A 17,376-nucleotide genomic window follows, 5' to 3' on the forward strand; every position below is an offset into this window, starting at 1 on the left:
GTGTGTTTTGCAGATAGCGCACCGCTTCAATAATGTCCGCCGCATACCAGGTGGATTCGCCGGCCTGGCGGGCGTCTTCGAAGGTGAAGCGTTCTTTGATCGCCGCCCGGGCGCGGTTCAAGACCGGCACGCAATCGCCCAGGGTTTTGATTTCTTCGCCGCTCAGGCAGCGGATGACCGGCAGGTAGTAGGCGGTGTCCGGGTAGCCCACCGGATGGTTGGCGCCATATTTACGTATAGCCTGGTTGAGCAGGATTTCGGCGTAGCTGACGGCGGTGATGGCGCCGTTGTATACTTCATGGAAGAGCTTTTTGGGCTCCCGGCCCGGCTCGATTACGCCCTCAAAAATCTGGTCGAAGTTAAGTTCCTCGGACATTTTGTCTCCCCCTTTCGTTCCCGCTCTAATAGTTCTGGCACAGGGCGGTTTCCATGTCTTCAGCCACGGCCCGGTGCACGCCCAGTTTCCAGGTGCGGTATTCCAGCGCGCTCAAGATCTTGCTGGCAGCTACGTTGGGATCCATTTCAAAGATGAAGTAGCCGCCGTAAACATCGCTGGCCACCTGGGTGATAATGCTGTAAATCAGGTCGCTGCCTTCCACGGGCGGCATGGCGCCGACATGTACCGGAACACCCATGGCCACAAACCAGGTGCCGATGGAAACGGCCTTGCCGCTCATGGCTTCGGGAGCGGAGGCGACGAAAGGTACTTTTGGCGTGTCCACACCCATGGCGTTGGCCATGTCCATGAGCAGGTCGGAGGCGCGGGTGTTGTCCACACAGGAACCCATGTGGAAAACGGGCGGCAGCGGTGTGCTCAGGTTGGCCTTTTCACTAATCCGTGCCAGGAACTTCTTCAACCCTTCACCGGCGAACTCCACCGCTTCCGGAGCCATCATGCCCAGTTTGGCCAGGCCCTGGGCGGCGCAGCCGGTGGCCACCACGAATACGTCGTTCTTGAGCAGTTCCTTGGCCAGGGTGTCGTGGGTATGATCCTGGAAACGCTTCAAGTTGTTGCAGCCGGCCAGCAGGGCCACACCCTTGATTTCCCCGGCCATAATGGCGTCGGTGAGTGCTTTTACCGGTTCGTCCGGATTGACGGTGCGGAACAAATCATACAGTGCCTCCAGGCTCCAACCGGCCACCACGGTGTTCTTCACCTGCGGGATGTGCACCTTGTCCGGATCCCGCCGCTTGAAGGCTTCAATGGTCAGGCGGATGGCCGCCTTGGCGTTTTCCAGCGCCTTGTCGGTCTGGAAGTCCAGGTAATAGGAGCCCGGGATTTTGGCAATGGGCGAAGTGGTGATAATCAGTGTATGGAAGCACTCGGCGGCGGTGCGGACGGAGGGCATTATGCACTGCACGTCCACCACCATGCCGTCGATTGATCCGGTGGCGATGGCCAGTTCCTGGGAGGCAAAGGAAGTCACCAGCGGTACGCCGTGGCGCATGAGCACTTCATTGCCGGTGCAGCAGATGCCCATCAGGTTGATGCCGGTGGCGCCGGCGGCTTTGGCTTCGGCTTCCATTTCCCGCGCCGCCTGTACGATGATGTCCGACAGGACGGGGTTGTGTCCGTGCAGCACCAGGTTTACCTTGGACGGATCAATGACGCCCATGTTGGCTTCACTGACCACCGGTTTCGGGGTGCCGAACAGGACGTCCGACAGGTCGGTGCCCACGTGCATGCCCACGTAATCGCCCAGGGCCACCCGGATGGCGCTGAAGATAATGTTAACCGGATCGTTGTCCATGCCGATGTGCGCTTCGGTGACCAGGTCGGAAATAGTGTTGTACACGCCGCTGGGCATGACATTATGGGTGCGGAATTTGTTCAGGCGTCCTTCGGTAACGGTGGTCTGCACCCAGGTGGATTCACCGAAGCCGTTCAAGCGGCTGTAGTCGGCCATGGCTGCGGCGGTCAGTTCTTTGGTGATGGTGATGTCGTCCTTGCCTTCCACTTCAATGCCCACGCGTTTGGCCACCCGGCGCAGTTTGTCCGGATCCTTGATGCCGTAATCGGGGGCGTGCCCTTCCACAAATTCATGCAGTGTATGCGCTATATGGCTGGCGTGTTCGCTGTGGGAGGCGGCGCCGGTGAGCAGCATCAGGCCGACGCTGCGGGCCACCACGGTCCACACGGAAGCGCCGCAAATGCCCCGGCTGGCCGGGCCTTCCTCCGCCTTGATCCGGCACGGGCCGGCCATGCAGAAGCGGCAGCAGATTCCCTTGTAGCCGAACTGGCACTGGGGCTGCTGGGCCACCACCCGGTCGAAGGCGGTGATCATTCCCCGTTCTTTGGCTACATCGATCATTTCCAGCACCGCCGGGTCAATGGACCGCTTGACCACTTTCGGATCCACTACCCGCGGGGCGTCGGAAGGCCGGCAGGTATGGCCGGGATCTCTAAACCTTGGCATTACTTTAACCTCCTTAGTTGTGAAGTCAACTCTCTAATTGGTTGGCTTTCGCTCTCTAGCTGCCTGTTCGTCTGTTCGTGGTTGTAACGGCTGGATTGCAACAGGCCGGGAAAAGCAAAAATAAATAAAACCTCTCCCCGCGTTTTCAAAACGAAGTAATTCTAACCCTGTCTCTCCTCTCCCTGCGCACTACCACCTGCCTCTCCCAAAATTTTCCCGCGCACCTCCCTCATGCCTTTGAGCAACTCCTCACCCGCCGGCGTTGAGTTCGGTTCCATGGCGCTGTCCCAGATGGTGTCGTTAAACTCAATAAATCCCAGCACCTCACCGGGCTGGAAACTGTTTTCGATAAATTCCCTTTCTTTCGCTGAACGTATTTTATTGCCGATTACCCTTACCCTGTCAATTCCCAGATCAGCGGCCAGTTGCTTGACCAGGCGGGCTGTATTGACACTGTTCCGGCTTGGTTCCACCACCACCAGCATCAGATCAACCCCGCCGGCGGTACCCCGGGACAGGTGCTCAATGCCCGCTCCCATGTCCATGACCACCACTTCGTTGCTGTCCAGCAACAATGAAGTGATCAGGGCATGCAAGAAGGTGTTTTCCCGGCAGTAGCATTCCGAGCCGCCTTTTTTGACGCCGCCCATGCGCAGGAACTTGATGTTGTTGTACTGGTAGCAATAATCATCCAGAACGTCGTCCAGTTTGGGGTTCAAAGTATAAAACGCGCCGTCGCCGGTTTTGGCCCGGATGGCGTCCCGCATTTCCACCACCGGTTTCAAGCCGGCGGCCACTCCTTCCGGGATGCCGATTGCCGCGGCCAGACAGGCATCCGGATCGCCGTCAATGGCGTACACTGTGCGGTGGGTTTCGGCAAAGGACTTGATTAAAGCCGCCGCGATGGTTGTTTTCCCCACTCCACCCTTTCCGGAGATGGCCAGTTTCATGAACATTCACCTCGAATAAGCATGTTTTTCGCCAATACTTTCAGGCAACTCCAGGGGTGCGGAATTTCTCGACTTTTCAGTTGATTAAAGGTTCTACACGGCTGTGGCAGATTCCTGCATCCTCGATCTATTTTTAAAATTTTGAAGATACGATTTCGACAGATCTAAAAAAATTCCTGCTCAAAAAAAGAAAATGTTTTGAGCAGGATTAAGCTAATATTTATAGAACCCCGCCTCTGAAAACCCACCCATGATTATGAGTAAACTTTCGCGGAGAAGCCTCCGGGCTTGTCCCGGAGGTAATTTACTCCGTGCGGTCTTGTTTTTGGGCCAACCGTTCCTCCAACCGGTCGAGCCGGGCGCTCAGCCCGGCCAGATCCTGCCTGGTGGCCAGGCCCAGTTCATCGCGCAGGTTGAATATTTCCCGGCGGATGGCTGCAACCAGTGTGTTCCGCTCCTGTTCGCCCTTGTTGATTAAATCCCGAACCATGTTTTTGGTTTCGTCGTTGCTTGCCTGCCCCCGGTCGGACAGTTCCTTGACCACCAACTCCGCCTTTTCCCTGGTCAATGCCGCGGCCCCGATGCCGGCCAGCATTATCTTCCTGGCTGTTTTAAACACTGCTTTGCACCTCCTCCCGCTTGATTCTGATTCCAGTATAACACAGCCCGGCCCTTTTATTACACCCGGGTTGAAAATATTCATCAACCGCTTTCCCGGGAACCTTGTTTATGCGGACGACGCGGCCGTCACCACCCTGGGATTAAATTTATTTTAAAAAGTATAATCGGGGCAAAGCGGGGAGATAATATGAATACTCCGCTTTGGTGAGTTCTATCTCTCCCCGTCCAGCGCAAGCTGGACATTTTTTTGTCAGCATATACCCTTGACGGACATGCATGATTCGGGCTATAATAAATATTACTGCGGGATGTGGCGCAGTTTGGCTAGCGCGCTTGCCTTGGGAGCAAGAGGCCGGGGGTTCAAATCCCTCCATCCCGACCATTTCAGAAGTCAGAAGCCGGATGTCAGAAGCCGGAAGAGAGGAAGGCGTAAGTGAGTTTGCGCTAAAATGACGGCTGATCACTGAAGATAAAATACGGAGGGGTTCCCGAGTGGCTAAAGGGAGCAGACTGTAAATCTGCCGGCTGTCGCCTTCGTAGGTTCGAATCCTACCCCCTCCACCAGCATTATGGGCCATTAGCTCAACTGGTAGAGCAGGCGACTCTTAATCGCAAGGTTGGGGGTTCGATTCCCTCATGGCCCACCAGACAAGGGTTTCAGGGTACGGTTGGTACGGTTTTACGACAATCTTACCTCAACCAGAAAAAAGCCGGGGTCGCTACCCCGGTGTAAGAAACCATCGATTGCCCTTAATAAGGGGCTTTTCTTTTTGCCCGAAACGGCATCCGGTTTTTGCGCCGCCCCTCGATTGTCTGCGAAATACGACCGGTTTGTGCCTTCTTCCCGCCCGGCTTTTATGTGGCCGGTCTGTTTGTCCCGGTCCGGCGGGAGCGCCTTTTGCTTGCTGCAGCCGCGCCCGTCTCCCAGACCGGTTTGTAGCCGCGCCGGTTGCTGCCGGGTACGCGGTAGTTGAGGATTACTCCCTGCACTTTGTGCCTGTTTTCTTTTTGCTCGTCCAAGTCCGCATTCCTCCTTTTCCGGTTGATACTATTTTACCTTGGTGGAAAATAAATTATTTTAAACAGGCAAGGCAGGATTTTTCCCCCGCCCGTAGAAAATTACAAGCAAATGTTTCTTTAAAAGGGGGAGGTTCCTTTGGCCGAGAAGAAAAAGTTCAAATTCAATTACCAGATTGACGCCGGCGCCTGCATGTCCTGTGCGGCATGCGAGCTGGAATGCCGGGACGACGGCATTTATATCGACGAGACGGTGCATTATAATATCAATCTGGATAATTGTACCCGTTGCGGCCGTTGCTTCCGGGCCTGTCCGGCCGGCGCCATTTCCCGGGTGAACAACCCCGCCTGAGCGGAACAACTGCAATTACCCTGCGGGGACACGGCATGCCGTGTCCTTTTGTTTAACCGCTGTTCTTTAACGCTTTTAAGGACGTGTGTGCATGAATTTAAAACAGTTGGAAGCCTTCCTGCTGGTGGCCGAATTGCGCAATTTCACCCGCGCCGCCGGGCAACTGGGCATGAGCCAACCGGCGGTGAGCTTTCAAATCAAAGCCCTGGAAGAAGAGCTGCAAGTCACCCTGCTGGAACGGACGGAAAAAAAGGTGGTGCTGACCGAAGCCGGCCGCCTGCTTTATCCCGAGGCCAGGCAGATGCTCCGTCATTACCGCAAAATCAGGGCGGTGGTGGATGAATTGCGGGGTTTGAAGAGCGGCCACCTGATTCTGGGCGCCACCGACGTGCCCGGGGAATGCCTGTTGCCCGTTTTCATCGGCGCCTTCCGCGAGCAATATCCGGGTGTGCGCGTCACCCTGCGGGTGGGAAGCAACGCGGTGATCTTACGCTGGCTGCAGGAACGGGAAGTCGATTTGGGCATCCTGGGCCTGACTGCCGCCGGGGAAGGCATCCGTTATTACCCCTGGCTGGAGGAACAGCTGGTTTTCATTGTACCGGGCTGGCATCCCCTGGCCGGCAATCAGGTGAATCTGGAGGAAGTCACCCGTGAACCGCTGCTGATCCGGGAACAGGATTCCGGTACCCGTCAGGTTTTGGAAAGCAAACTGGCGGAGCACAATATTTCGCTGCAGGACTTTCCGTCCGTGTTGGAATTGGGCAGTAGCCAGGCGATCATCAGAGCGGCGGGCGCCGGTCTGGGCACCGGGGTGGTTTCCCGCCGCGCCGCCGCCGACGCCCGCGCCGCCGGCCGGGTGAAGGAACTGACGGTACCGGGCTGGCAGCTGAAGCAGACCTTTTACCTGGCCTGGACTCACCAACCGCCGGCCAGCAACCTGACGGTGAACACTTTCCGGGAATTCATCCAGGACCGGGATACCTGTCAACGCCTGCTGGGTGAATAAAAAAACCTTCCTTTCGCCTGGAAAGGAAGGTCTACTGTGAAAACAGGCGGGACTGGTTTTAAAACTGCCCCCTTGGTTCGTAATGTGTGTGCAACAATTCATGGGACTTGTACCCCAGGGGCTGTTCCAGGAACTCCTTGTAAAGTGCCTGCACGGCGGGGTTTTCGTGTGACTTGCGCCGGGGCATCTCCCGGTCGGCCCGGTAAATGCCGGCGATGCGTTTGGCCCGTATTTCCGTGTTGGTGGGAATGGGCTGCCCGCCGCCACCGATACAGCCGCCGGGGCAGCACATGATTTCAATAAAATGAAAAGTCTTCTCTCCACTAGACACTGCATCCAGCACTTTCCGGGCGTTGCCCAGCCCGTGGGCCACGGCCAGTTTCAATTCTGTGCCGTTCAGGTTCACGGCGGCTTCTTTCACCCCCGCCATGCCTCTAACCGCAGTAAAGTCTACCGGTTCCAGCGTTTCCCCGGTAACCAGTTCGTAAGCCGTACGCAGCGCAGCTTCCATCACCCCGCCGGTGGCGCCGAAGATCACGCCGGCGCCGGTGGAAATACCCAGCGGGTCGTCGTATTCCTCTTCGCTCAAGGAGTCAAAATCAACCCCGGCCTGCTTGAGCATCTTGCCCAGTTCCCGGGTGGTCAGCACCACATCCACATCCTGATACCCGCTGCTGTTCATTTCCGGCCGGCCGGCCTCGAACTTTTTCGCCGTGCAGGGCATGATTGAGACCACAAAGATATCCGCCGGATCGATGCCGGCTTTTTGTGCGTAGTAAGTTTTGGCCAGCGCGCCGAACATCTGCTGCGGCGATTTGCAGGTGGATAAATTGGATAACAAGGCGGGATAGAAGTGTTCGATGAATTTAATCCAGCCCGGACTGCAGGAGGTGATTAAAGGCAGCCGGCCGCCTTCCTTGAGGCGGGAAAGCAGCTCACTGCCCTCTTCCATGATGGTCAGGTCGGCGCTGAAGTCGGTGTCGAAGACCCGGTCGAAGCCCAAATGTCTTAAAGCCGCCACCAGTTTGCCGGTGACCACTTCGCCCGGCTTCAGGCCGAACATTTCGCCGATGCTCACCCGTACCGCCGGGGCGGTCTGCACCACCACGTGTTTTTGCGGGTCGGCCAGCGCGGCCCAAACCGCGGCCGTCTGGTCCTTTTCGTGAATGGCCGCCGTAGGGCAGACCAGCGCGCACTGTCCGCAGTTGACACAGGCCACCGATCCCAACGGATCCAGAAAGGCCGGCGCTACGATGGTGTTGAAACCACGTTCCTGCACGGAAATGGCGCTTACCCCCTGCACCTGCTCGCAAACGGCCACGCAGCGCCGGCAGAGCACGCATTTGCGCGGGTCGCGCACCAGGGCGGGGCTGGAGTCGTCCACGGGGTAAGGGGTGATTTCACCTTCAAAGCGGATTTCCTCCAGTCCGAAATCAGCAGCCAGCTGCTGCAGTTCACAATTGTTATTGCGCGGGCAGGTCAGGCATTCCCGCGGGTGGTTGGACAGAATCAATTCCAGGTTCAACCGGCGTGCCTGCAGAACATCCGGAGTGTTGGTGCGCACCACCATACCCTCGGCCACGCGGGCCACACAGGCCGGTTGCAGCGCCCGGGCGCCTTCCACCCGGACCAGGCAGAGACGGCAGGCGCCGATTACATTCAATTCCTCCAGGTAACAAAGAGTGGGGATTTTTATTCCCGCCCGCCGGGCGGTTTCCAGGATGGTGGCGTCCGCTTCCGCCTGCACCGGTTTTCCGTCAATGGTTAAATTAACTGATGACATGTTGTTCCCTCCAAATGGCTACAGGGTATGAATGGCCTGGAATTTGCACTTCTCCATGCAGGTGCCGCACTTGAGGCATTTTTCCGGATCGATGTGATGCGGTTGTTTCTTTACCCCGGAAACGGCGCCCGCCGGGCAGACCACGGCACAGCGCCCGCAGCCGGTGCATTTTTCTTCGTCAATGACATAAACGGTCAGTGCCTTGCAGACGCCGGCCGGACAGCGGTGCTGGTAGATGTGTGCCTCGTATTCTTCCCGGAAGTGACGGATGGTGCTCAATACCGGATTGGGCGCCGTTTGTCCCAGTCCGCACAGTGCGCCCGCCTTGATTCCCCGGCCCAGTTCCTCCAGCAGTTCAATATCGCCGTCCCTGCCCCGTCCCTTGGTGATGCGGTCAAGAATCTCCAGCATCCGCCGGGTCCCGATGCGGCAGGGGGAACATTTGCCACAGGACTCGTCCTGCACGAACTCCACAAAAAAGCGGGCCAGGTCGACCATACAGGTATCTTCATCCATGATGATCAGACCGCCGGAGCCCATGATTGCCCCCAGTTCGGTCAACGATTCATAATCCACCGGCACATCCAGGTGTTTGGCCGGGATGCAGCCGCCGGAGGGACCGCCGGTCTGGGCGGCCTTGAATTTCTTGCCGTTGGGGATGCCCCCGCCAATATCGAAGATGATCTCCCGCAGGGTGGTGCCCATGGGTACTTCCACCAGGCCGGTGTTGTTCACCTTGCCGGCCAGGGCGAAAACTTTGGTCCCTTTGCTTTTCTCCGTGCCGATACCGGCAAACCAGTCCGCGCCGTTTAAAATAATCGGCGGGATATTGGCCCAGGTTTCCACATTGTTGATCACGGTGGGTTTGCCCCACAGTCCTCCCTGGGCCGGGAAGGGCGGTTTGGGCCGCGGCTCGCCGCGCCGTCCTTCTATGGAGGCCAGCAGCGCCGTTTCTTCACCGCAAACAAAAGCGCCGGCCCCCACCCGGATTTCCACGTCAAAACCAAACCCGGTGCCAAAAATGTTTTCCCCCAGCAGCCCGTACTCCCGTGCCTTCCTGATCGCCAGATTCAGCCTTTGTACGGCCAGGGGATATTCGGCGCGTACATAGACATATCCCTGACCGGCCCCGGTGGCGTATCCGCAGATGGCCATCGCCTCAAGCACGCTGTGCGGGTCCCCCTCCAGGATGCTGCGGTCCATGAAAGCGCCGGGGTCGCCCTCGTCGGCGTTGCAGACCACATATTTGGGTTTTCCCTGTGCGCGGGCGGAAAATTCCCACTTCAAACCGGTGGGAAAGCCGGCCCCGCCGCGACCCCGCAGGCCCGACTTCTTAACCAGGTCAATCACTTCTTCCGGCGTCATCTTGGACAAGACCCGGCCCAGCGCCTGGTAGCCGTTACGGGCGATGTATTCTTCCACCGATTCGGGATTGATGATGCCTGTGTTGCGCAAAGCAATACGGGTCTGCTTGTTGAAGAAGTCGATCTGTTCGAAAGTCAGGGCGGCGCTGCCGGTTTCCGGCGTCTGGTAAATCAGATGCTTGACCACGCGCCCTTTTAGCAGGTGCTCTTCGGCAATCTCCACCGCATCGGCCGGTTTTAAACGGCGGTAAAATACTCCCTCCGGATAAACAACCATCACCGGGCCCTGATCACAGGGACCCATACAGCCGGTTTCCACCACTTTTACTTCCTTGTCCAGCTTGAGACGGTTTATACTGTCCAGCAGGGATTTTTTTACGGCCTGGCAGTCCGAGGAAATACAACCGGCCCCCGCGCAAACCAGTACATGCGACCTGTAGAGTTCCATTGACCAAATCCTCCTACTTCTTGAGAATCGTCCATTCCTTGATGATTTGCCCGTTAACCAGGTGCTCCAGGACAATTTCCCGTGCCTTGTCGCCATCCACGTGCACATAGGTGACCCGTTCGCCGCCGGGGACTTCCACTTCCACCAGCGGTTCGTAATGGCACAATCCGGCGCATCCCGTCTGGGTGATGGTCACCCCTTTGACGTTGCGTTTTTTCATTTCCTCCAGCAGGGCGGTGACTACTTCCCGGGCGCCGGCGGCGATACCGCAGGTGCCCATGGCCACAGTCACCCTGGTATCCGGCTGTCCTTCCCGGATGCGCATTTCCGCCTGTAATTTTTCCCGCAGCTTATCCAGCTCGTCGAGCGATTTCATAATCTTCACCTCCGTGTAAAATTTCCTCGTTTTCCGATAAATACTGACGCAGCCAGATTAAAACTTCCGGCGTGTCCAGCGGCACACCCCTGAGCCTGGCCCGTATTTCACGCGTGTCCAGGTACATCTCCCGGCCGTTGAAATTATAACGGTAGAAAATGTCCAGGTGGTTGTTGCCCGCCAGCAGGGTGGCGATTGTTCCGGCTATATCGCCCAGCGGAGCGCGGTCCAGGTGGTGGTAGGGAAATTCGGCCGTCACCCGGGTGCCCCGCCCGGGCGCGCTATGTACCTCCATTCGGCCGCCGCATCTTTCCACCGCGTCTTTCAGCAGGGGCAGGCCCAAACCCACTTTGACCTTTTTGCCGCTTTTGGTGGTAAAGAAAGGATCCATCAGCCGGCGCACCAGTTCCCGGGCCATGCCGGCGCCGTTATCCACCACGCTCAGGCAGCAGTAATTCTCTTCCGTATCCTCGGCCACAGCAATGGTCAGCCTGGTCGCCCCGGCTTCAATGGAGTTCCGGGCAATGTCCAGAATGTGCTCGGCCAGCTCCTCCATGTCCATTCCCCTTTCCGGTGATACTTAAGCCCCTTTGGCCTGCCTTCCCGCCAACCGGTAATTGTCCAGGATTTGAGCCAGCCTTTCCGGTACCACCCGGGCGTATACATCATCATCAATCATCATCACCGGACCCAGACCGCAGGCGCCCAGGCAGCGCACCACGGAAAGGGAAAATTCCCCGTCCGCGGTTGTTTCGCCGGGTTTCAAGCCCAGTTCCCTTTCCAACTGATCGAGCAGTTGATTGGTGCCGCGCACATAGCAGGCTGTTCCCTTGCACAGGCTGATCTGGTGCCGGCCTTTCGGACTGGTGGTAAAGAACGAGTAAAACGAAACCACACCGTAGACCTTGCTCAAAGGGACATTAAGAGCGGCGGAAATCTCTTTCAGCACTTCCCTGGGCAGGTAGCCGTGCATCTCCTGCGCCCGGTGCAGCACTTGAATCAATGCCGCCGGCTGGTCCCGGTGACGGGCCAGCAACTCTTCCCATTCCTTGCTGTCAACCATGTGATAACCTCCTTGAAATGTTCCTGGTTTGAATCCCGGTGCGGTGGCGCAACCGGGCAAATTTTAGGTTTTGCCATCCCGGGCCAGCAGGCCGAACAACCGGCCGGCGGCCGTAAAATTGTCCAGCGGGGTGGAAAATACAGGGAGCAGCTCTTTTTCCGCGCTTTCCAGCGTATCCGGGTTTGGTTCCCGGCCGCCCGTGACGATTACCCCGCTCAGTCCGGCCAGGGAGGACACCGCGATCACATTGCGGTGCTTCTGGATGGTAATCCACAGGCTGCCCGGCCGGGCATGCGCCAGCACGTCACTGAGCAGGTCGCCGCAATAGGCGCCGCTGATCCGGCGGCACAGGGTGAGACGGCTTGTATGCAGTGTCAATTCCAATTCCCGGCATAATTCATCCCAACTAACCGTTGTGACCACCGCCTTCCCGGGATTGTTTCCATTCCCTGCCCATGGCCGGCGGCGGCTTGTGGGACAGTTCCACCATTTCGGCAGCCAGTATCTGTAGGCGCTGCCTCAATTCAAAAATGCAATAGCTGCGCTGGGCATAGCCCTGAACAATGTCTTCCGCCAGCGCCCGGCAACTGGGTGAGCCGCAGGAGCCGCAATCAAGGCCGGGGAGTTCGGCGGCGATTTTTTCTGCTTCCTCCAGCCGGGTCAGGGCCAGTTCTACATCATCGGCCAGTTTGAGCACCGGGCGGGGACGTATGGGCGCCTGCAGGCGGTAGAAGTCAAGATTGCCGGGAAATTCTGCCTTTGACCGGGAACCGTGCTTTTTAACCAGGTTGCGCATGCGCACCCGGACTACAAACGGGTTTTGCGGTACCAGCGGACCGCCGATGCAGCCGCCGGTACAGGCCTGGGCTTCCAGGTAATCAATGTCGTCCAGTCCGCCCCGTTCAATTTCCTCCAGCACGCCGATCACACTGTGGATTCCGTCCACGGCCAGTAGCGAGCCTGTTTTTACCGCTTCGTTTTCGCCGCCCGCGCTGCCCCAACCGATGCCCAGACCGGAGGATTGCGGGTCGATTGTCCGTACCGGGCGGCCTTCCAACCGGCGCAGCACCCTGCCGTAAATTTCAGTCATCGAAATGGCTCCGTCCACGCTCGAACTGCCGCCGAAAGGCTGCTTTACCGCCGTTACTTTGGCCGGACAGGGTGTGATAAAGAAAACGCCGATTTTCTCCGGCGGCAGTCCCTTTTCCCGGACGGCGCGTTCCCGGGCCAGGCGGCCGGCAATTTCCATCGGCGATTCCATCGGGACCAAATGTTCCAAAAGGGCGGGGAAACGCACCTGCATCAGCCGGACCACGGCCGGACAGGCGGAAGAAATCGAAGGGCGTGGATGCTCTTGTTGCAGGTGGGCGGAGATGGCCCGGGAAACAGCTTCGGCGGCCACCGGCACTTCGAAGATGTCGTCAAAACCAATTTCCAGCAGTGCGCCGAGTACGGAGGACGGGGAAACCTCCGGCTTGAACTGGCCGTAAAAGGAAGGTGCCGGCAGGGCGATTTTGTAATCATAGCCTTGTAATTTTTCCAGGCCGTCTGTCAGGGCCAGCTTGGCCTGATTGGGGCACACCCGGATGCACTCGCCGCAGTCGATGCAGCGTTCTTCAATGATGCGCGCTTTGCCCTCGCGCACCCGGATGGCCTCGGTGGGACAGTGTTTGATGCAATTGGTGCAGCCCTTGCATTTTTGTTCATCCAGTTTTACGGAATGGAAATATTTTTGCATCTTCATCCCAACTTTTGATGATTATAAACAACCGCAGTCAATCTGGTGCCGTGATTGATTTCCGACTGAATGTTCAATTTATCGGCATTCTTCCGGATATTGGGCAACCCCATGCCGGCACCGAAACCCATTTCCCGGATGTGGGGCGGCGCGGTGGAATATCCTTCCTGCATGGCCAGTGCGATATCGTTAATGCCCGGCCCTTCATCCACAGCCTCAATTTTTACCTGCTCCGGGCTGACAGTGGCGCTCAAGGTACCGCGGTAGGCGTGAATGACGATGTTCAGTTCAGCCTCATAAGCCACGATAACCACCTTGCGGATGGTCGAAGCCTCCATGCCGGCTAGTTGCAGCGTTTTTTTAATCCTGGCGGTGGCGTCACCGGCCCGGCCGAAATCCATGCCTGCGACGGCGAACTGCATTTGCAATGCTATCCCACCTTACGAACTGCGTAATCCGGCCTGATAAAGCTTGCCGCAACCTTCAAACAGGAACAGGCGGGTCGAAAGCAAAGGTATGCCTCTTTTCTTCGCCTGCGCAATTACTTCCGGGGAAGGTATTTTACCGCGGACGAAAACAATGGCCAGGGCTTCAATCATCTCGCAGATGCGGATGATCTGGCTGTTGGTCAGTCCGGTCAGCAATAAACAGCCCGGCCGGGCGAAGCAAAGTGAATCACTGATCAAATCACAGCCGAAACCGGAATTGACCTCGATTTCGTCAAGCATTTCCGTTCCCAGCAAAACTTCCGCATCCAGCAACTGGCAAACATGTGCAAGTTTAATTGCCGCTCACCTGCCATAAGAAAAATTTAGGTTCAACCGGAATTATTATAAGTTATAATTATTGCATATCATTCATATCGCTTATAATATAATAATACATCTTTTCAGAAAATCAATATATATTTTTATTTTTTTGCCGATGGTATTTTTTGACCGGAATTGCGTTTTCATGTAGCGAAATAAAAAATCCCGGACCGTCGATCGGGCGGTCCGGGTTGTCAGTATATGCCGTTCCTAATAATATGCGGCCAGCGCACTTTGATCGGGCAGCAAAAGAATCTGACCGGGATAAAGCAGATCGGCCCGCTTGATCTGGGGATTGAAATTCATGATCTCCTGCGGGGGAATATGATAATCGGCGGCAATCTGCGACAGCGTCTCACCGCGGGCAACCACGTGGCGGGTAACGCCGGCCGGAATGTTCAGAACCTGCCCGGGGTAAATATGATTCGCATCATTGACTTGTGCGTTGGCAGCCAGCAGATCGCTTATGGACAAACCGAACCGCCTGGCGATGAGCAGCAGGGAATCCCCGGATTGAACCACATATTGGCCGGAACGCAGGTCCGCAACGGCACCGCGGGAGGGCGCGGATAAAAATGTTGTTTCCCGCGGGGCAACCGTCACGCTCATATCCGCCGGATTCCAGTCCAGCCGGTAGCCGAAGGCCGCGGCTACATAAGCGGCCGGCAGGTAGACATGTCCGTTTTTGCTCACCGGCGCTGCATCCATACTCACTTTGCCGCTGCTGGAATAAAGGGTTTTGCTCCCCACCCGCAGGGTTACCGTATAGGCGCCCTTGATCAAAGTCAGCAACTGTGCCCGGCCGTCCCAGCGGATGTCGCCATCCGTGATGCCCAGGGCGTAGGCCAGATAGCGAATGGGCAGGTAAGTGCGCCCTCCGGCGACAAAGGGTGCGCTGTCCATTTTCACCTGCCGGCCGTCCTGAAGGTAGTAGGTCTTGTCCACTGCGAAGACGGTCCATTGTGGTGCGGCTGCAGCAGGCAGAGCCGGCGCCGCTGCCAGGGCAAACAAAAGGAAAGCAAGAGCCAACTTGCGCATAATGTATAATCCTCCCCGCTCAGTTTGTTTGTTCCGCATCCGGGCTGGAGGCGGCAGATAAATGTTGTGACTTATTTGGACAATCTTTTGATTAATATAATAACGTGATTGGTGTTATTTTACATCGGTCGACAGGCTTATTTTATTTTCTACTTCTTTCCCTTTTCCGCCTGGGACGGATCTCCCGCCCGAAGTCAAGCCGGGCGGAAACAAAAAGACGGCTCAAAGCAATAAACCTGCCCGGGCCTGTTTTGCCCGCACTTTTTAATAGAAATTTAATTTAGCGGCGGTAGGACTTTGTCTTTGGAGCACGAAAATTATTAAAGATCGATAAAACGAAGCACCCCGGGGGGGCTATTTTTATGCATTTGCTGCAGGCGCTGATTCTTGCCGTTACCCAGGGGGCCACGGAATTGTTCCCGATCAGCAGCGTGGGCCACGGAGTGATCGTTCCTTACCTGCTGGGCTGGAATTTCAACCGTGAGGCCTTCCTGCCTTTTATCGTCATGCTTCATCTGGGTACGGCCATAGCACTGCTCCTCTACTTTTGGCGGGACTGGTACGATTTTTTCTGTTCGATATTCGACGCCCGCCGGAAAAACGGGCGGCGGTTGCTGCTCATGGTGGTGATTGGGACCATCCCGGCGGCGCTGATCGGATTCGTTTTTGAGAAAAAATTCCGGGCCATCTTCCCCGATGCGGCGCCGGCCTCATTTTTTCTCATGGTGAACGGGCTGTTGCTTCTGCTGGGCGAAAAACTGCGCGGCAAGGGACGCAAGGAACTGGACCGCCTGCGCCCGGTGCAGGCACTGGGCATCGGCCTGGTCCAATCGCTGGCCCTCATTCCGGGCTTTTCCCGCTCCGGGGTGACCATGGTGGGCGGCCTGCTTTACGGTTTTACTCACGAAGCGTCGGCGCGCTTTGCCTTTTTGCTGGCCACGCCGATTATTTTCGGTGCCGGCGTGCTTGAGGTGCCCAAGATGATGAAATACGGCCGCTCCCAGATGAGTGTGGCCCTGCTGGGCGGCCTGGTGGCCGGTGTGGCAGCTTATTTGAGCGTTTGTTTTCTGATGCGCTATTTTAAAAAACGCGAAATCCAGGCGCTGCGGCCTTTCGCTTATTATTGCCTGCTCATCGGCCTGGCGGTGTTTGTCAGAACCATGCTTTAACCGGCGCGCCTGCCAATAAATGCAATATAAATTATAGAAGTTATCGGAGTGATCGTGCTTGAAACGCTTTTTCATCACCCTGGCGCTACTGGTCGTCTGCCTGGCGGCGGTCGCCTTCTGGGCCGCACATGACAGACGGGAACTGCTCATGCAAAAACTGATCAACTCCATTCCGCCGCAGCTTTTCACACCATCAAAAAATTTTACCTACCATGATTTGGTGGCGGTGCTGATGTTTCATGATATCAGCAAAACCGCCAGAAGCTCAAGCACCATCACCCCGGCTTTGTTTGACGCCGATCTGAGCATGCTGGCCAGCGAAGGTTACCATGTCATTCCGGCCGAGCAGTTCGCCCGTTTTCTGGCCGGCAAGTCCACCGTACCGGACAAGGCGGTGGTGATCACTTTTGATGACGGCTACGAGGCCTTTTACAAGTATGCTTATCCGCAGTTGCTGGCCCATAAGATGCCGGCTACGGAATTTGTCATAGTGGGCACCATCGGCCCGCACGGGGCGCCGGTGGCCGGATGGCCGGAGGGGAACCAGATACCCAAGTTGAGCTGGGCGCAATTGAAAGAAATGCAGGCACACGGCATGAGCTTCTACTCGCACAGCTACAACACTCATTATGCCGCTGTGATTGTGCCCGGCGGGAAAAAAGCGCCGGCTCTGGCCTACCCGGTCTGGCTGCCGCGGGAACACCGCCGGGAGACGCCGGCCGAATACCGGACGCGTGTGCGCTATGACCTGCGGGAAGCCAAAGAAGTCTTGCAGGACAAACTGGGCCGCCCGGTGGATCAACTGGCCTGGCCCTTCGGCTGGACCAGTCCGGAAACGGTTAAACTCGCCCAATCGTTGGGTTACCGTTACCTGTATACCATTCAGGAAGGCATGAACGGTCCCCGGACCAACCCGGCACACATTTACCGCATTGAAGCCGGCGGCCCGGATATTTCCCCCCGCCTGCTGAACGCCAAAATCAGGAAATATGCGGTCATTTATAATCTCAAAAAACATTTGAAAAGAGAGATCTGACGGATTACAAAGAAGGGGAAAAGCAAAAAGGAATGGGAAAAGCGTGGGAAAGCCCGCCGCGGTGACGGGCTTGCACCTGAGGAAGCCGGGCATGCCGGCGGGTTCGTTCAACGCACGCCGGTTGTCCGGTTACCCGGGGCCGGCTTTTTTAATGTCAGCTGGTCCTGTATAGAGGTCAATTTTCCCTAT

At 57.0% G+C, this 17,376-nt stretch carries 18 protein-coding genes, 3 tRNA genes and 1 pseudogene; 7 read left to right on the forward strand and 15 right to left on the reverse strand.

The genetic code is table 11. The features are described from left to right. From A6M21_RS04390 to A6M21_RS04405, 4 genes and pseudogenes are all read right to left on the reverse strand, one after another. Positions 1 to 376 (reverse strand): annotated as a pseudogene (locus A6M21_RS04390) (acetyl-CoA decarbonylase/synthase complex subunit alpha/beta); the annotation flags it as partial. 25 nt (positions 377 to 401) lie between these two features. Further along, entirely contained in the window at positions 402 to 2,417 is a 2,016-nt protein-coding gene (gene cooS, locus A6M21_RS04395) for an anaerobic carbon-monoxide dehydrogenase catalytic subunit (protein WP_066666681.1), read from the reverse strand. Positions 2,418 to 2,578: 161 nt separating this feature from the next. After that, positions 2,579 to 3,367, reverse strand: a complete 789-nt coding sequence (locus A6M21_RS04400) for an ATP-binding protein (protein ID WP_066666682.1) — start codon at positions 3,365 to 3,367, stop codon at positions 2,579 to 2,581. 304 nt (positions 3,368 to 3,671) lie between these two features. Beyond that, positions 3,672 to 3,986 carry a phasin family protein gene (locus A6M21_RS04405; protein ID WP_151191799.1) on the reverse strand — a complete coding sequence of 105 codons (315 nt, stop codon included), beginning with the start codon at positions 3,984 to 3,986 and terminating at the stop codon, positions 3,672 to 3,674. A 306-nt stretch (positions 3,987 to 4,292) separates the two neighbouring features. On the opposite strand from A6M21_RS04405, the gene A6M21_RS04415 reads away from it, so the two are divergent. From A6M21_RS04415 to A6M21_RS04425, 3 genes are all read left to right on the forward strand, one after another. Further along, positions 4,293 to 4,370, forward strand: a tRNA-Pro gene (locus tag A6M21_RS04415). A 96-nt stretch (positions 4,371 to 4,466) separates the two neighbouring features. Further along, positions 4,467 to 4,552, forward strand: a tRNA-Tyr gene (locus A6M21_RS04420). Positions 4,553 to 4,559: 7 nt separating this feature from the next. Then, positions 4,560 to 4,635 (forward strand) — tRNA-Lys (locus A6M21_RS04425). 208 nt (positions 4,636 to 4,843) lie between these two features. Here A6M21_RS04425 and A6M21_RS18635 read toward each other — a convergent pair. Further along, positions 4,844 to 5,008, reverse strand: a complete 165-nt coding sequence (locus A6M21_RS18635) for a hypothetical protein (protein WP_161486002.1) — start codon at positions 5,006 to 5,008, stop codon at positions 4,844 to 4,846. Positions 5,009 to 5,144: 136 nt separating this feature from the next. On the opposite strand from A6M21_RS18635, the gene A6M21_RS04430 reads away from it, so the two are divergent. After that, positions 5,145 to 5,357 (forward strand): 4Fe-4S binding protein, encoded by a 213-nt coding sequence (locus A6M21_RS04430; RefSeq protein WP_066666685.1) that lies wholly within the window; start codon positions 5,145 to 5,147, stop codon positions 5,355 to 5,357. Positions 5,358 to 5,448: 91 nt separating this feature from the next. Next, positions 5,449 to 6,363, forward strand: coding sequence for a selenium metabolism-associated LysR family transcriptional regulator (locus tag A6M21_RS04435; protein WP_066666686.1), 915 nt, complete (start codon positions 5,449 to 5,451; stop codon positions 6,361 to 6,363). Positions 6,364 to 6,421: 58 nt separating this feature from the next. On the opposite strand, the gene A6M21_RS04440 is transcribed toward A6M21_RS04435, so the two are convergent. The 10 genes from A6M21_RS04440 to A6M21_RS04485 all read right to left on the reverse strand — a co-directional run bounded on the left by A6M21_RS04440 (position 6,422) and on the right by A6M21_RS04485 (position 14,982). Further along, the gene (locus A6M21_RS04440) at positions 6,422 to 8,146 is read right to left on the reverse strand and encodes an NADH-dependent [FeFe] hydrogenase, group A6 (RefSeq protein WP_066666687.1); all 1,725 of its coding nucleotides are present in this window, start codon (positions 8,144 to 8,146) and stop codon (positions 6,422 to 6,424) included. An 18-nt stretch (positions 8,147 to 8,164) separates the two neighbouring features. After that, positions 8,165 to 9,958: an NADH-quinone oxidoreductase subunit NuoF gene (nuoF, locus tag A6M21_RS04445; RefSeq protein WP_066666688.1), complete on the reverse strand. Its 1,794-nt coding sequence runs from the start codon at positions 9,956 to 9,958 to the stop codon at positions 8,165 to 8,167. A gap of 13 nt (positions 9,959 to 9,971) precedes the next feature. Continuing rightward, complete coding sequence (locus A6M21_RS04450; protein ID WP_066666689.1) at positions 9,972 to 10,334, reverse strand: (2Fe-2S) ferredoxin domain-containing protein; 363 nt, start codon at positions 10,332 to 10,334, stop codon at positions 9,972 to 9,974. Further along, entirely contained in the window at positions 10,309 to 10,890 is a 582-nt protein-coding gene (locus A6M21_RS04455; protein WP_066666697.1) for an ATP-binding protein, read from the reverse strand. Before A6M21_RS04455 ends, A6M21_RS04450 begins: the two co-directional genes overlap by 26 nt. Before the next feature lie 24 nt (positions 10,891 to 10,914). After that, on the reverse strand, positions 10,915 to 11,397 hold the full coding sequence (nuoE, locus tag A6M21_RS04460; protein ID WP_066666690.1) for an NADH-quinone oxidoreductase subunit NuoE: 483 nt from the start codon (positions 11,395 to 11,397) through the stop codon (positions 10,915 to 10,917). 63 nt (positions 11,398 to 11,460) lie between these two features. Further along, a complete protein-coding gene (locus A6M21_RS04465; protein ID WP_066666691.1) occupies positions 11,461 to 11,820 on the reverse strand; it encodes a DRTGG domain-containing protein in 360 nt (119 codons plus the stop codon). Next, a complete protein-coding gene (locus A6M21_RS04470) occupies positions 11,804 to 13,135 on the reverse strand; it encodes a [Fe-Fe] hydrogenase large subunit C-terminal domain-containing protein (protein ID WP_066666698.1) in 1,332 nt (443 codons plus the stop codon). The genes A6M21_RS04465 and A6M21_RS04470 overlap by 17 nt, the downstream gene beginning before the upstream one ends. Positions 13,136 to 13,137: 2 nt before the next feature. Continuing rightward, entirely contained in the window at positions 13,138 to 13,557 is a 420-nt protein-coding gene (locus A6M21_RS04475) for an ATP-binding protein (RefSeq protein WP_345788080.1), read from the reverse strand. 18 nt (positions 13,558 to 13,575) lie between these two features. Then, on the reverse strand, positions 13,576 to 13,878 hold the full coding sequence (locus tag A6M21_RS04480) for a transcriptional regulator (RefSeq protein ID WP_345788079.1): 303 nt from the start codon (positions 13,876 to 13,878) through the stop codon (positions 13,576 to 13,578). Between the two features lie 276 nt (positions 13,879 to 14,154). Further along, complete coding sequence (locus tag A6M21_RS04485) at positions 14,155 to 14,982, reverse strand: LysM peptidoglycan-binding domain-containing protein (protein WP_066666694.1); 828 nt, start codon at positions 14,980 to 14,982, stop codon at positions 14,155 to 14,157. A gap of 362 nt (positions 14,983 to 15,344) precedes the next feature. Between A6M21_RS04485 and A6M21_RS04490 the strand changes: the two genes are divergently transcribed. Next, the gene (locus A6M21_RS04490) at positions 15,345 to 16,151 is read left to right on the forward strand and encodes an undecaprenyl-diphosphate phosphatase (protein ID WP_066666695.1); all 807 of its coding nucleotides are present in this window, start codon (positions 15,345 to 15,347) and stop codon (positions 16,149 to 16,151) included. A gap of 58 nt (positions 16,152 to 16,209) precedes the next feature. After that, positions 16,210 to 17,187, forward strand: coding sequence for a polysaccharide deacetylase family protein (locus tag A6M21_RS04495; protein ID WP_066666696.1), 978 nt, complete (start codon positions 16,210 to 16,212; stop codon positions 17,185 to 17,187). Positions 17,188 to 17,376 lie beyond the last annotated feature (189 nt).

Origin of the sequence: Desulfotomaculum copahuensis (assembly GCF_001655685.1) — a bacterium.
GTDB lineage: Bacteria > Bacillota > Desulfotomaculia > Desulfotomaculales > Desulfovirgulaceae > Desulfotomaculum_G > Desulfotomaculum_G copahuensis.

Bases quoted from the DNA above. Each gene is read 5' to 3' on its own strand.
- A6M21_RS04490 (WP_066666695.1), top strand. From the start codon at position 15,345: ATGCATTTGCTGCAGGCGCTGATTCTTGCCGTTACCCAGGGGGCCACG.
- A6M21_RS04475 (WP_345788080.1), bottom strand. From the start codon at position 13,557: ATGCAGTTCGCCGTCGCAGGCATGGATTTCGGCCGGGCCGGTGACGCC.
- A6M21_RS04455 (WP_066666697.1), bottom strand. From the start codon at position 10,890: ATGGAGGAGCTGGCCGAGCACATTCTGGACATTGCCCGGAACTCCATT.
- nuoF (WP_066666688.1), bottom strand. From the start codon at position 9,958: ATGGAACTCTACAGGTCGCATGTACTGGTTTGCGCGGGGGCCGGTTGT.
- A6M21_RS04470 (WP_066666698.1), bottom strand. From the start codon at position 13,135: ATGCAAAAATATTTCCATTCCGTAAAACTGGATGAACAAAAATGCAAG.
- nuoE (WP_066666690.1), bottom strand. From the start codon at position 11,397: ATGGTTGACAGCAAGGAATGGGAAGAGTTGCTGGCCCGTCACCGGGAC.
- A6M21_RS04400 (WP_066666682.1), bottom strand. From the start codon at position 3,367: ATGAAACTGGCCATCTCCGGAAAGGGTGGAGTGGGGAAAACAACCATC.
- cooS (WP_066666681.1), bottom strand. From the start codon at position 2,417: ATGCCAAGGTTTAGAGATCCCGGCCATACCTGCCGGCCTTCCGACGCC.
- A6M21_RS04440 (WP_066666687.1), bottom strand. From the start codon at position 8,146: ATGTCATCAGTTAATTTAACCATTGACGGAAAACCGGTGCAGGCGGAA.
- A6M21_RS04485 (WP_066666694.1), bottom strand. From the start codon at position 14,982: ATGCGCAAGTTGGCTCTTGCTTTCCTTTTGTTTGCCCTGGCAGCGGCG.
- A6M21_RS04435 (WP_066666686.1), top strand. From the start codon at position 5,449: ATGAATTTAAAACAGTTGGAAGCCTTCCTGCTGGTGGCCGAATTGCGC.
- A6M21_RS04450 (WP_066666689.1), bottom strand. From the start codon at position 10,334: ATGAAATCGCTCGACGAGCTGGATAAGCTGCGGGAAAAATTACAGGCG.